General features: G+C 51.6%; 11 protein-coding genes. All 11 read right to left on the bottom strand.

Translation table 11 applies throughout. The annotated features are described in order from the left end of the window. Nucleotides 1-13: 13 nt before the first annotated feature. The 11 genes from Q334_RS0103805 to murJ all read right to left on the bottom strand — a co-directional run bounded on the left by Q334_RS0103805 (nt 14) and on the right by murJ (nt 13,194). Nucleotides 14-454 (bottom strand): type IV pilin protein, encoded by a 441-nt coding sequence (locus Q334_RS0103805; protein WP_027312053.1) that lies wholly within the window; start codon nt 452-454, stop codon nt 14-16. Then, the gene (locus Q334_RS0103800; protein WP_027312052.1) at nt 454-2,979 is read right to left on the bottom strand and encodes a pilus assembly protein; all 2,526 of its coding nucleotides are present in this window, start codon (nt 2,977-2,979) and stop codon (nt 454-456) included. Before Q334_RS0103800 ends, Q334_RS0103805 begins: the two co-directional genes overlap by 1 nt. A 15-nt stretch (nt 2,980-2,994) precedes the next feature. Continuing rightward, nucleotides 2,995-4,851 carry a hypothetical protein gene (locus tag Q334_RS0103795; RefSeq protein ID WP_027312051.1) on the bottom strand — a complete coding sequence of 619 codons (1,857 nt, stop codon included), beginning with the start codon at nt 4,849-4,851 and terminating at the stop codon, nt 2,995-2,997. A gap of 2 nt (nt 4,852-4,853) precedes the next feature. Continuing rightward, complete coding sequence (locus tag Q334_RS0103790; RefSeq protein WP_027312050.1) at nt 4,854-5,375, bottom strand: pilus assembly PilX family protein; 522 nt, start codon at nt 5,373-5,375, stop codon at nt 4,854-4,856. Nucleotide 5,376: 1 nt separating this feature from the next. Then, the gene (locus Q334_RS0103785; RefSeq protein WP_027312049.1) at nt 5,377-6,219 is read right to left on the bottom strand and encodes a PilW family protein; all 843 of its coding nucleotides are present in this window, start codon (nt 6,217-6,219) and stop codon (nt 5,377-5,379) included. After that, nucleotides 6,219-6,695 (bottom strand): type IV pilus modification PilV family protein, encoded by a 477-nt coding sequence (locus tag Q334_RS19815; protein ID WP_027312048.1) that lies wholly within the window; start codon nt 6,693-6,695, stop codon nt 6,219-6,221. Before Q334_RS19815 ends, Q334_RS0103785 begins: the two co-directional genes overlap by 1 nt. A 140-nt stretch (nt 6,696-6,835) precedes the next feature. Then, entirely contained in the window at nt 6,836-7,273 is a 438-nt protein-coding gene (fkpB, locus tag Q334_RS0103775) for an FKBP-type peptidyl-prolyl cis-trans isomerase (RefSeq protein WP_027312047.1), read from the bottom strand. Next, nucleotides 7,270-7,761, bottom strand: a complete 492-nt coding sequence (lspA, locus tag Q334_RS0103770; RefSeq protein WP_051527494.1) for a signal peptidase II — start codon at nt 7,759-7,761, stop codon at nt 7,270-7,272. Before lspA ends, fkpB begins: the two co-directional genes overlap by 4 nt. Further along, on the bottom strand, nt 7,761-10,592 hold the full coding sequence (gene ileS / locus Q334_RS0103765; RefSeq protein WP_027312045.1) for an isoleucine--tRNA ligase: 2,832 nt from the start codon (nt 10,590-10,592) through the stop codon (nt 7,761-7,763). Before ileS ends, lspA begins: the two co-directional genes overlap by 1 nt. A gap of 28 nt (nt 10,593-10,620) precedes the next feature. Next, nucleotides 10,621-11,559 (bottom strand): bifunctional riboflavin kinase/FAD synthetase, encoded by a 939-nt coding sequence (gene ribF / locus Q334_RS0103760; RefSeq protein ID WP_027312044.1) that lies wholly within the window; start codon nt 11,557-11,559, stop codon nt 10,621-10,623. A gap of 78 nt (nt 11,560-11,637) precedes the next feature. Beyond that, nucleotides 11,638-13,194 carry a murein biosynthesis integral membrane protein MurJ gene (murJ, locus tag Q334_RS0103755; RefSeq protein WP_081414320.1) on the bottom strand — a complete coding sequence of 519 codons (1,557 nt, stop codon included), beginning with the start codon at nt 13,192-13,194 and terminating at the stop codon, nt 11,638-11,640. Between the last annotated feature and the right edge of the window lie 25 nt (nt 13,195-13,219).

The following is a 13,219-nucleotide window of genomic DNA, read 5'->3' as shown; positions in this document are numbered from 1 at the left end:
TAACTGCTCTACACTACCAACAATCTGCTACCGCCTGTCCATTGCCATTAATCACTCCTTTCACCCCTTGCTCATTCAGTGTCAAGGTTCCACAGCGGTCGTTTGCCTGAGCGCCACGAGACGCTGCCCAAAGGGTATAAGTTTGCTGGGTCGCAGCATTGATGGTGATGGTATAAAAGCTATCCGCGGCAGGTACATCCAAGGGGGCTTGAGTGAAACGCCCAGCCGGAGCCCCAGTGTTAGCACCTCCCGCTGCCGCACCGAGGTAACTAAAGTTATTACTGTAGTGACGTTGCATCTGCATCGCCTGCTGCATCAATACCGCCGCCGCATCAGCTCGGCGCGAATCCTGTACATGACGCTGATAACTTGGATAGGCAATAGCAGCCAAGATGCCGACTATTGCCACAACAATCATTGCCTCGATAAGGGTAAAACCCTGCTGCTTGACCATTAGTTTAGATACACCTCACGCCAGTTCACTCGGTTTGTTCGATAAAGCGTTGCCTTCTCTAATGGGGTAGCAACCGGCGGTTGACCTTCCTCTCCAGGACGCACCAACACATCTTTATCACCATTATCCAAAATAAGGGGGGTAGACTGTCGAGCGCCACGCCATCCTGAGGTCGAGTTGCCATTCACTTTATCCAAATCGGTGATCGCACCATCACCATTCAGATCAAGGATCGGTTTTGTCATCCCCTTACCCGTTAAAGCATCTAGCGCCATCAACCAACCTAATTCAAAACTGCCGCACTGATCCACATTAGGGAGCAAGGTCGCAAAGTAAATTCGCCCACGTCGCAGTAACGCCCGATCGATTACCATTTCGCCAACATCCTTATCCAAGTCCAAATACCAACCGTACTGGCTGGAGGTCGGCGTCACCTGACTCACCGTACGATACGCCTGAGCTGTCTGCCCGTTGCTGATGTAGGTGTAGGTCTGCTGAGCTAAACTAGTGCGACGTAAATCCAGTGCCGCGCCATCATCCTTAATGGCATAGAAGGTATTCTGGCCGATACTCGCCAGCGCATTATCCCCAAGCTCAAAGTACTTACCTGTCCCGACATAGACTTGGTACTGACTCGCATTGACCCTTGCTACCTCCGGTCGTGCGGTAATCGGCTGGTAATTATTATTAGCATCACGAGCCACAAATAACGGCTTAGCAATATTGTTCTGCTTCGCCACCCCCCAGCTACTTGGCGAAGATGCAGTCAAATCAAACTTCCATAAATTGCCTAGCAGGTCGCCAGCATAGACCCAGTCCACTGTGCCATCGTCATTTTTATCGACAGGCGCTATCTCACTCAGGCCATTGAGCGTAATGGTTTGGTTACGCCCATTACCCTGCACCAATGGCCCCGCTCCAGTTTTAATAATACGCACATCACTGGTGCTCCAGGGCGAGGTAGCACTCAACTTGCGCAAATAGATAACATAGAGCGCCGCTTCACCCGCCTCACTCTGGTAGCCATTGCCAAACAGCAACGCCCATTTACCGTCGTTTAACTTCACCACTGCAGGTTGCGAGAAGGTGTAACCCAGATAGGACTTATCCCGATTGGCATTCTGCACGAAGAGGTTTTTATCCGCCGCCTCGTCATATTCAAACAAGATCCGATTAGCCACATTACTCTCAGAACCCATACTACCTGGATCTGTGATATCCAATGCATAAATTGCCTTTCCTCCGGCTCTCAGCCCCCCCGCTAATACCGTCATCCAGTTTCCGCCGACCACTGCATCCACAGCAGTTGGCGTGCCATCGACATAATAACGATGGAGGTAATTAGCACTGGTTAACTGGGGTAAGTGCGGAATAAGTACGGAGGGTATATAAGCAAAACGCTCTTCTCCCGTCAGGGCGTCAAAAGCATGCAGCATGCCATCATTGGCCCCAACATAGACCATCGCAGCTCGACTAGCCTGCGCCGTTTTAAAGTCTGAATACTTAGGAATTGCAATCGTATCGCGGTAGAAATTACTCGGCTTCGCTACATAGGCAGGGGAAGAATGAACAATATCCCCCAGCTTAGTCTTAAGGCTGGTCTCAGTTAAACGCGTGCGGAAGGTTCCGCCCGTTTGATCCTGCTCTTTACTGTGATCGCCGCGCAAATAATTAATGACGTTAGTGAGGTTATTGGTGCCGCCATCAGGATTAATGATCAAAGCGGCCTTTTGTGTCGCCGTCAGGTTTGCCTCGCGAAACGGAATGCCACTCTGAGTACTGGCATCCCAGGTCACAATACGACGTGTATTGTGATCTTTGCTACGCAATTGAGTCGCAGCATCCCAGCGCTGAGTCAAAAGGTTATTAGCACCAAACTGAAATGCCGTTAAGTTCCCATTCCAGGATTTGGTGTTATCAAACTTGGTGGTAAACACGTAGGTATCTAAGGAAACACTAGCACTGCTGGACACGGGCGCAGCAGCCGAACCTGCGCCAGCGGCAACTGAGTTAAAAATACGAGTGAGATAAGCTGGCAAATCATTAAAGTTTTTCACCTGAAAATAGTTATCAGGAATACCATCCCCATCCGCATCCCACTCGCGATTATCTCCCGAGCTATGTGTAGGCTTACCATTACCATCCAAGTCTTTAAAACCACCATATTTGGCCGCCAACAACAGCGGATTAGGTAGCAGAGGATTATTGGCACCACTCCCCACTACGACAAACTTATTAACGGTATAGGGGAAATAAGGGGTCTGATTATTGTAATACTTAGTTAAGTAAGTACTGATATTGACCCAGTCATTATAAATCCAGCTTTTACCATTATTGGAGTGCAATAACTCTGCCCAATGTGTCTGATCATTATTACTACCAATCAGGGTATAGCCCATTTGCATTTGGTGCCCCGCAGCCTTATAAGGCGCCCCCAGGGTTACCCTCAGCTCGTTTGATGCCACACCACTGTTATTACCGCAGTAGCTTCCTACGCAGACATCAATCTCTGCAACGGTATCCATGTCGTAGTCAAAGCCCTAGGTGGAATCCTCCCAACCAATAAATAACTTGGCTTTAACCAAACGCCCTTGGCTATCCCGGGTCTGATTAACAATAAAAACATCCGTAATACTGCAAGCCCGCCAAGCGGCATTGCCATTGCTTCGCGCCCGGCAAGTTGGAATAAAGTTGAGGCCTTTGTTACCTGCATAGAAGGTTAGCGTTGGCAACGCCTCAGAAAGCGACAAGCCATAGGTCGATACCGTTTGCGTACCGAAATAGCTCTTTAGGTCACTGGTGCGCGCATAGTAAGCGGCCCCTGCAAGGGCATAGCCCCCCTCCAAGGTAGGGGCATCTGGACATAAACCATTAACATTAGAAAGCGCATTCACCGTTTTCGGCGTACAGCTTTCGTCATTATTATTACCACTCACCCCAACCAGATACTGTTTACCGTAAAGCCCTTCCAGCGTACCGATTTCATCCATTCTGCGGTTCAGCTCGCTAGCACTTAACCCACGAATAGAAGAAGCGGCCCCAAGCTCATCAATATCAAAAGAGTTCACACCGGAGGAAAAGACCAACACACTGCAATTAGAGCAGGCATCCGCCTGGGGCCAGGGGTCACTTCCCCACGCCACTTCTTTAAATAGTGAAGGGTCAAGATAGTTCTTATCATTATCCCCTACGTTATAACTTGAGTAAGCAGTACGATTCGACTCAAGCGTTAAATACCGCAGACTTTCTAAAAACATTTCTCCTAACGGATTGCCCCAGTTAGTACACCAACCATCCTGCTTCATACTTGACTTAGCGATGCCGGGGGCACTGCAATCGCTATAAACATCATTATTGAAGTTAACAATGGCTAACGCATCGACAATCTGAATAATGCCCTTAGCTGAACTCCCAAACACACCCGTATCAGGATCTACTTCCTGATCGCTAGGAGAATAACCATTAAGAGGCCCCATTTGCTTCCGCAAGACACCACCCTTTACATGCTTGTAGTAGCTGCCCAGCACCAAGCCGAAATGAATACGGTCATCTTCACCATACTTCTGCAATAGCCCAATCGGTTTAATCTGCCCACGTGGGTAGCGCTTGCACAGCTCACTCCGGGTATCTAGCACTCCATCGCAAACCTCAACTCGTACGGTCATATCATAAGGTGCACTCACCCGGTAATCTGACACTCGCTGATTCCAAGTAGCATTCCAATCACACTGTGGCCGCTCCTTCATCGCCCAAAATGGCCATACACCTTGTGCAACCCGAATAAGCGGCGGGTTATTCGCGTTAGCGCTATTAAAGTCTGAAGTAGAAACACTACAAAGCGTCAACGAATTATATGAATACGGAGTAAAGTCGCTAACCTGAGCCCCACTCCCCCCTGTAAACACTTTTGCAAACGCATGAATATCATCCGGCAGGAAAGCTCGCTCTAGCACTGTTGCTTGGTTCGTATTAGAAGGGTCGACATTACGCTTACCGCCATACAACGATTTACGCACCATATCGATGCGCGTCATGGTGGCCCAGTTTAAAAAGTTGCCACTCCAACGCTGCGAACACTTATGGTTATTGGCCGCTGCTACAGGATAAAACTTACCATTGCCCTGAGTGCTGTAGGCGTAGCAAAGATCTGGATTGAAATAACCATCATAGGAGATGCTATTTTTGTAGGTTGTATCCAGCTCTCCATCCCCGTCAAGATCGGTATAGTCTTGGTAGGCTTTCTTAAACAGCTCATGGTCCCTGGAAAGCTGAATCATCATCTTCGGCTTCGCCGACACCTGCGAGGCAAAAGGCCCCTGTGACAATTCTGCTGCTTGCGCTGCCACCGTCATCAGGCTGGTAGTCAATACCCATAATAGTATTCGCAATATTTTCATCGCTATTCGCTCACAATGCGGGTGTAGTGCACCTGCAGGTAACGGCGTAGATCCTGACTATAGCCCGTGCCCTCGGCGGTAATCCGATACACTTCCATCTTTTCCCGGGTACCAAAACCACTCACTTGACTGGAGATAAAGCCAGCAGGCTCCGGCAACTGCTCGATGATATAGCGCGGCGCCCGGGCAATACGACTATCCTGCCCTGCCAGATTTCGAGCAAAAATCACCACCTCAGTACCATTGGGGTTATCCCAATTGACTTGGCGCCACTCTTCCGCTGCGCCGGCTGGAGTATCGTACAAACCATTCGTATCGTTAAAGGATAGCACCTGGGTTTGAATTCTCTGCTCAGCCTCAACAATGGCAGACTCTGCGGTGGTCAACGCAATTTGACTATCCACTTTGGCATTCTCCACCCTAGCTTCGAACTGAGCGCTGTGAAAAGCGGCGGTGCCGACAATCATCACCAGAGTCAGGCTAATCAACGCCACCAGCAGGGTTACCCCTTGTTGTTTTGGCATCTTAGCGCTCCTGGGTCAGGGCCACATTCGGTAGCCAATAGGTGGTTTCATATAGCTGTCGAGCACGGCGACTGTTAACAGTATTGATATTACGCCCAAAGACATTAAAAGCCTGCGCCGCCGCAGGACGATCCACCTCAATTTGCGAACCCACAACCAAGCCTAAACGAACAGCCGATACATTACTTCTGTCGGCAACTGCACGCGCAGTCAAGGCCGCTCCCGTTAACCATTCACCTGCAGCTTCGCTAATCAGACCATTACCATCCAAATCAACACCAAACAGCACCTGCATCTGCTCCACCCCATCCACCAGCGGTTGAGTACGGTTATTGGCAGGTGTCCCCACATAGCCCTGCACCTCACACTGTAGGGTAAAAGCGGTATCGACAAAAAATCGCATCACAATACTCTCCCCTGCAGTAACCTGTTGATTCAGACAATCACGCAAGTCATTACTGCCCAAGGGATTAGCACCTCGCAGACGCACTAAAACGGTATCAGAACCATTCAAAATGGCATCGGCATTATTGGCGTTGTTGGTTTCTCCGGCCACCACCTGTCCAGCAGCCCAAATATTCGCAACGGGTACATTACTAGCAGGAAACGCGGTAGACATACTCTGAATCGGGTCTTCATTAAAGCCCGCATGACGTAATTGATCACTGATAAACAGTTGGGAAAAACGCGCCGACTCTTGCAAGTTTGCTAGGGCACGGGTCTGCATATAGGTCTGCCTACCACTGAGCAGCACCTCCAACACTCCTAGCATCAACAATAAGCCGATAGTCATCGCGATCATCAGCTCAACCAGTGACAGCCCTCGTTGGTAATGCCCTCTCATCACTGCAACTCCAACAATAACTGGTAACAGTCGAGGTCATTGGCATTGCGCGCTGCAGGATCACAGCCACCTGTGCCAGCATCACCATCACGGTCTTCATCCCAAAAAACGCGAATCTGGTACAGCGGATTTGCACCTACCTGAGCCACAATCACTCGACCGGAAGGCAAGGCTAAGGCACGGTTACGCCAAGCATTCAACTCCGCATTAGCTTGAGCTGCCTGACTATCAAATAGAAAAGTAGCTACCTGGGCACGGCTGGCCTGCATTCTGCCTGCGATGTCTTCCGCCAGAGCAATAGCTTGGGAACGCTGATAGACGTATTGCACCTCACGCAGCGTATTAATATGAAAAGCGGCTGCACCCAATAGCCCGACGCTGATCAATACCAAAGTGATCAGTGCCTCGATCAAGGTCAAACCTTGTTGTCGCGACCGCTCAGAACGGGTGACAGAAACAGGAGCCGAGTTGCGCATTCTTCCTCACTTAGCAAACTGATCAACGATGCGCCAGAATCCTAAGCATATCGGCAAAGCTCGCCACAACCCAAGCCCCAAAGAGGAAATGCCGCTATTTAGGCACCTTATCTCCAGACCAACACAGCCAAGATAAGTGTTTAAGCGGCCTCAACCTGCAGAATGCGCACAGAGAAGTGAATATCTTTACCTGCCAGTGGATGGTTGAAGTCGACCTTTACACGCTCTTCACCAATTTCGGCGATCACTCCTGGCAGCTCACCTTTATTAGCATCAGCAAAGCTCAACACCAGACCAAGCTCAAGCGGTAGATCAGCAAACTGTTTACGTGGAAACTGCTGCACATTGGCAGGGTTCCACTGACCAAAAGCATGCTCAGGCGTCAGCACAAACTCTTGCTCGTCTCCCGCAACCAAGCCAAACAGCACCCGCTCAAAACCTTCCAGCAGGCTGCCATCACCAACAGTGAAGGTGGCAGGCTGCCCCTCAAAGTTAGAATCCACCACAGCACCATCCGCCAGCTTTAACGCAAAGTGCAGCGTGACCTTAGTGCCAGGCCCTATGGGCATTGTATTCATGTTGCTTTCTCATCTACTTCGGGACGCCGTAGCAGTTCCGGCACCATCATCACAGCGCCAATCGAAATCGCCACGTCAGCCAGATTGAAGGCGGGGAAATACCAATCTTGATAATGAAAGGACAGGAAATCCACCACATAACCCAACAGGATACGGTCATGCAGATTACCTAACGCCCCTCCTAAGATCAGACTCAATGCAATAGCCTGCCAACGCTGGCCAGCCTGTAAGCGTACCAGCCAGTGCAGAATCATTAGTGTCACCACCACTGCCACCAACACAAATAGCCAACGCTGCCAGCCACTGGCAGCAGCCAGAAAGCTAAAGGCCGCACCGGTATTGTGCAGTAGGGTGAAATCAAATACAGGCAGCACATATACCGGCTGCCCATACATCAAACTAGCCGACGCCCAGGCTTTGGTGGCCAGATCGGCCACCACTACCACCAGGCTCAACCATAACCAATGCAAGCGCTGCCAAGCTAACATCAGGCAAAACGGCGCTGTTCGCCCGCTCCACTGAGGTTAGTCACACAGCGACCGCAGAGGTCAGGATGCTCTGCATGGCTACCCACATCTTCGCGGTGATGCCAGCAACGTCCACACTTGGCATGCGCAGATGGCTGCACACTAATTAACAGGCCATCCATTTCACTGGGCGGCACGCCCTGAGCTTGAGCCAGGGGCAATACCCGCGCCTCGGAAGTCAGGGTCACAAAGCGCAGCTCCTCACCCAGGCTCTGCAGCGCATCAAAGAGCTCAGCTTCCGCATAAAGAGTCACCTCTGCCGCCAAGCCACCTTTGATAACCCCAGCATTCCGCTGATTTTCCAGCTCTTTATTCACCGCCTGCTTCACTTCTTGGATCTGCTGCCAGAAGGGAGCATTCAACTCTTCCTGATCGTCAAGACGGAACAAGCCCTCATACCAGGTTGTCAGGTGGACAGACTCCAGGCGTTCACCGGGCAAATATCCCCAAGCCTCTTCAGCGGTAAAGCACATAATCGGCGCCACCCAGCGCAGTAAGGCTTCGGCGATATGATACAGCGCAGTCTGCGCCGAACGTCGCGCCAAGCTATCCGCCGGTGTGGTGTACTGACGATCCTTGATGATATCAAGGTAGAAGGAGCCCAAATCCAACGAACAGAAGTGATGCACTTTCTGATAGATATTGAGGAATTGATACTGCTCATAGGCCTCGGTAATTTCATCCTGCAACTCTGCTGCACGATGCACCACCCAACGATCCAGCGCCAACATATCCTCAGGCTGTACCAAATGCTGAGCGGGATCAAAGCCACTCAAATTGGCCAGCAGGAAACGCGCGGTGTTACGAATACGGCGATAGGCATCTGCCGTACGCTTTAGAATCTCATCGGAGACCGCCATCTCACCACTGAAGTCGGTGGCAGCTACCCACAAACGCAGGATATCAGCCCCATACTTATTCATCACATCCTGAGGTGCCACTACGTTGCCCAGGGACTTGGACATCTTGCGTCCTGACTGATCCACGGTAAAACCATGGGTCAGTAACTGGCGATAGGGCGCATGGCCATCCATCGCACAACCCGTCAGCAAAGAGGAATGGAACCAGCCACGATGCTGATCCGACCCTTCCAAATACAGATTCGCACGCGGGCCTTGCTCATGCCCCAGGGGATGAGAACCGCGCAGCACATGCCAATGGGTAGTGCCGGAGTCAAACCACACATCCAGAGTATCGGAGATTTTCTCGTAATCAGCCGCCTCATCACCTAACAACTCAGCCGCATCCAGCTTGAACCAGGCTTCGATCCCTTGCTGCTCGACTCGCTTAGCCACCTCTTCCATCAACTCCACCGTGCGAGGATGCAACTCACCGCTCTGACGATGCAGGAAAAACGGAATAGGCACGCCCCAGTTACGCTGGCGGGAAATACACCAATCAGGACGATTGGCAATCATGCTTTGTAAGCGCGGCTTGCCCCAGCCGGGAACAAAGTCAGTTTCTTCAATAGCAGCCAGTGCACGCTGGCGCAGCGTATCACCTTTCACCGAAGGCACATCCATGCCGATAAACCACTGCGCCGTAGCACGGTAAATCACGGGTGATTTATGGCGCCAGCAGTGCATGTAGCTATGGGTAATAGGCGCATGGGCCAGCAGGCAACCAACCTCTTCCAATTTGGCCACGATCTGCGGATTAGCCTTCCAAATCATCATGCCACCAAAGAAAGGCAGATCATCGACATATACCCCATTGGACTGCACCGGGGTCAGAATGTCGTCATTTTCCATGCCATAGGCTTTGCAGGTGGCAAAGTCATCCTCACCATAGGCAGGGGCAGAGTGAACAATGCCGGTACCGGCATCCAGTTCAACGTAGTCCGCCAGATAAATAGGCGAGAAACGCTCATAGAAGGGATGACGGCAACGAATGTTCTCCAGGTCGTCGCCCTGAGCACGCGCCACCGCTTCACCTTCCAGCTGATAACGCTGCAGACAGGATTCCACCAACTCCTCTGCCAGAACCAGGTAACGTGAACCGACGTCCACCAGGGCATAGAAGTGATCAGGATGAATATTCAAAGCTTGGTTAGCCGGAATAGTCCAGGGGGTGGTGGTCCAGATGACCAATTGCGCAGGCTTATCCAGGCTATCCAAACCAAACACCTGGGCCAATTCCGCTTCATCAGCAACCGGGAAGCCCACATCAATAGCTGGTGACTGTTTGTCTGCGTACTCCACTTCCGCCTCAGCCAACGCCGAACCACAGTCAAAGCACCAGTTAACTGGCTTGAGCCCCTTGAAGACAAACCCCTGCTCAACAATTTTAGCCAGGGCACGAATCTCCCCGGCTTCGTTGGTGAAGTTCATGGTTTTGTAGGGGTTATCCCACTCACCGAACACCCCTAAGCGAATAAAGTCCGCCTTCTGAGCTTCCACCTGCTCGGTCGCATAGTCACGGCACAGCTCACGGGTTTTATCCCCCGCCAGATGCTTACCGTGGGTCGTTTCAACCTTGTGTTCAATGGGCAGACCATGGCAGTCCCATCCCGGCACATAGGGGGCATCATAACCAGCCTGGGTCCGCGCCCGCACGATGATGTCCTTGAGGATTTTGTTTACGGCATGGCCAATGTGGATATTGCCGTTGGCATAGGGAGGGCCATCATGCAGAACGAACTGCTTATCACGACCCTGACTAATCTCACGAATCTTTTGGTACAACCCCATTTGCTGCCATTTAGCAAGGATTTCCGGCTCACGCTGGGCGAGACCGGCTTTCATGGGAAAGGCCGTTTCCGGCAGATTCAGAGAGCTCTTATAGTCGGTCATGGGTTATTCACTCAGGCTAAAAACAGGTTTACGACCAACCCTGCTGGCGATGCCAGTCACGGGCGGCGTGGATATCCAGATGTATCTGCTGCTGTAACGCAACCAAGTCGGCAAAACGTTGCTCCGGACGCAAAAAGTGGCAAAACTCCACCTCCAAATGCTGTCCATAGAGGTTGCCGACATAATCAAATAAATGCACTTCCAGTACAGGTTGACGTCCATTCACACTGGGGCGCATACCAATATTAGCGACTCCAGGCCAGGGTTTATCATCCATACCGTAGACTTTAACGGCAAACACCCCCTGCAATGCAGGCCGCTTGCCCTTAAGGCTGAAGTTAGCAGTTGGCACCCCCAGCTGACGGCCCAATTGCTGCCCCTTTACCACTCGCCCACTCAAACGATAAGGACGTCCTAACAACACTTCCGCAGTTGCCAGGTCGGCATCAGCCAACAGCGCCCGGATTCGTGAGCTGCTGACCCGCTCACTTTGCACGGCAAAGGTCTGAGTATTCACCACCTCAAAACCCCGAGCCTGACCTACGCGCTTAAGCAGATTAAAGTCACCGGCACGATCACAGCCGAAGCGGAAATCATCGCCCACGACAAAATGCTTCACCCGCAGCCCTTGCAACAGAATGCGATCAATAAAAGCTAATGCTGGCAATTGACGCAACGCTTCATTAAAGGGCAAGCACAGTACCGCATCCAGACCAGTGCGCGCCAATCCCTGCATTTTGTCACGGAAGGGAGTCAGACGCGCCGGCGCATTATCCGGCATAAAGAACTCACGGGGCTGGGGTTCAAAGGTGATTGCCAAACTCGGTACCCGCCATTGTTCGGCGGCTGCCTTAACTTGCTGCAGCACCTGTTGATGGCCAAGATGGACACCATCAAAATTACCAATAGTGGCCACACAGCCCTGATGCCGCGCACTGATATTATGTAAACCGCGAATTAGCTCCATGGTTCTTCTTGGACAGCCGTCGAAACAAGCGAAGCATTATATATGAGGCGCCGCCTAGCGACCATGCCCGTTTCCCCCTCAAGCCCCACGCAAGTGACGGGGACGCAAGCCAAATAACACCAAGGTCACCCCGTATCCCAGAGCACCTCCCAGCACCAGCAAGGTCATGCGGCCGGCCCGCTCAGTTGCCCCCCACTGTTCCCACACCCCAACATCGGGGCTCCCCCAATAGATACAGGATGCCAACACCAACAAGGCAGCCAGCAGACGCAAACAACGCCCTCCCCAGCCTGCTTGCCAATGCCACACCCCCGCCTTCGCTAAACCTATCCCCAGCAACGCCGCATTTAAAAACGCCGACATTGAGGTAGCCAATGCCAATCCCGCATGCGCCAGAGGCCAAATCAAGATCAGATTAAAGACCATATTCGCGACCATGGCGATAATCCCAATCTTGACCGGTGTTTTAGTGTCCTGGCGCGCATAAAAACCAGGGGCCAGCACTTTGATCAACATAAAAGCAACCAACCCTATGGCATAGGCCATCAAACTCTGCGCACTCATTTGCACATCAAACAGTGACATCTGCCCATAACCAAACAAAGTCAGCAGCATCGGCTCCGCCAGCATCACTAACGCCAGAGCAGCAGGCAGGCCAAGCAACAACACCATATACACCGCCCAATCCAAGGTCTTGGCAAAGTGCTCTGCCGATTGCGCAGCATGCTGACGTGACAAGGCAGGTAACACCACAGTCGCAATGGCAATCCCAAAAATCCCCAATGGCAGCTCAGATAGACGATCAGAAAAATACAACCAGGAAACACTGCCCGTTTGCAGGAACGAGGCTAACACCGTATCCAGTAGCAGGTTGATTTGACTGACCGACACCCCAAACAGGGCTGGCACCATCAGCTTTAAAATACGCCGCACACCCGGATCACTCCAACCGGAACGCGGTCGCGGCAACAAAGACAAGCGTTGCAAGAAGGGCAACTGAAAAACCAACTGAATCACACCAGCAGCCAACACCCCCCAAGCCAACGCTAAAATTGGCGTATCCAGCATTGGAGCCAACCAAAGCGCCGCCACGATCATGCTGACATTCAACCAAACCGGGGTAATGGCCGGTATGGCAAAACGCTTATAGGCATTGAGGACACTGCCAGCAAACGCCGTAAGGGATATCAACAACAAATAGGGGAAGGTAATCCGTAACATTTCCACCGTGAGGGCAAACTTCACCTCATCGACATGAAAACCAGGCGCAAACAACCACACCAATAGTGGCGAAGCCAGCATTGCCAAGGCCGTCACCAGGGTTAAAGCCATCCCCAAGCTGCCCGCCACCCGGTCAACTAACGCCTTAACCTCCGTTGCACTACGCTGCGTTTGGTATTCAGACAACACCGGCACAAAAGCCTGATTAAAAGCCCCCTCAGCAAATAATCGCCGTAAAAAATTAGGAATTTTAAAAGCAACAAAAAACGCATCCGCCCCCGCGCCTGCGCCAAAGGCTTGCGCAATCACCATGTCACGAATTAGCCCCAGCACACGAGAAACCAAGGTCATCATTCCGACAACCAGACTTGATTTGAGCAATCCTTGACCTTTAGCCGTTTGCGTCGCTGCCATCACTCTTTACTCAGACCACACGAAG

Source organism: Balneatrix alpica DSM 16621 (genome assembly GCF_000619885.1).
Taxonomy (GTDB): domain Bacteria; phylum Pseudomonadota; class Gammaproteobacteria; order Pseudomonadales; family Balneatricaceae; genus Balneatrix; species Balneatrix alpica.
Note: the sequence above shows the minus strand (reverse complement) of the source record. Positions and strands in the feature narration are given on the sequence as shown.

Coding starts and splice junctions, on each gene's coding strand:
- Q334_RS0103805 (WP_027312053.1), bottom strand. CDS start 454: ATGGTCAAGCAGCAGGGTTTTACCCTTATCGAGGCAATGATTGTTGTG.
- Q334_RS0103800 (WP_027312052.1), bottom strand. CDS start 2,979: ATGGATACCGTTGCAGAGATTGATGTCTGCGTAGGAAGCTACTGCGGT.
- Q334_RS0103795 (WP_027312051.1), bottom strand. CDS start 4,851: ATGAAAATATTGCGAATACTATTATGGGTATTGACTACCAGCCTGATG.
- Q334_RS0103790 (WP_027312050.1), bottom strand. CDS start 5,375: ATGCCAAAACAACAAGGGGTAACCCTGCTGGTGGCGTTGATTAGCCTG.
- Q334_RS0103785 (WP_027312049.1), bottom strand. CDS start 6,219: ATGAGAGGGCATTACCAACGAGGGCTGTCACTGGTTGAGCTGATGATC.
- Q334_RS19815 (WP_027312048.1), bottom strand. CDS start 6,695: ATGCGCAACTCGGCTCCTGTTTCTGTCACCCGTTCTGAGCGGTCGCGA.
- fkpB (WP_027312047.1), bottom strand. CDS start 7,273: ATGAATACAATGCCCATAGGGCCTGGCACTAAGGTCACGCTGCACTTT.
- lspA (WP_051527494.1), bottom strand. CDS start 7,761: ATGTTAGCTTGGCAGCGCTTGCATTGGTTATGGTTGAGCCTGGTGGTA.
- ileS (WP_027312045.1), bottom strand. CDS start 10,592: ATGACCGACTATAAGAGCTCTCTGAATCTGCCGGAAACGGCCTTTCCC.
- ribF (WP_027312044.1), bottom strand. CDS start 11,559: ATGGAGCTAATTCGCGGTTTACATAATATCAGTGCGCGGCATCAGGGC.
- murJ (WP_081414320.1), bottom strand. CDS start 13,194: ATGGCAGCGACGCAAACGGCTAAAGGTCAAGGATTGCTCAAATCAAGT.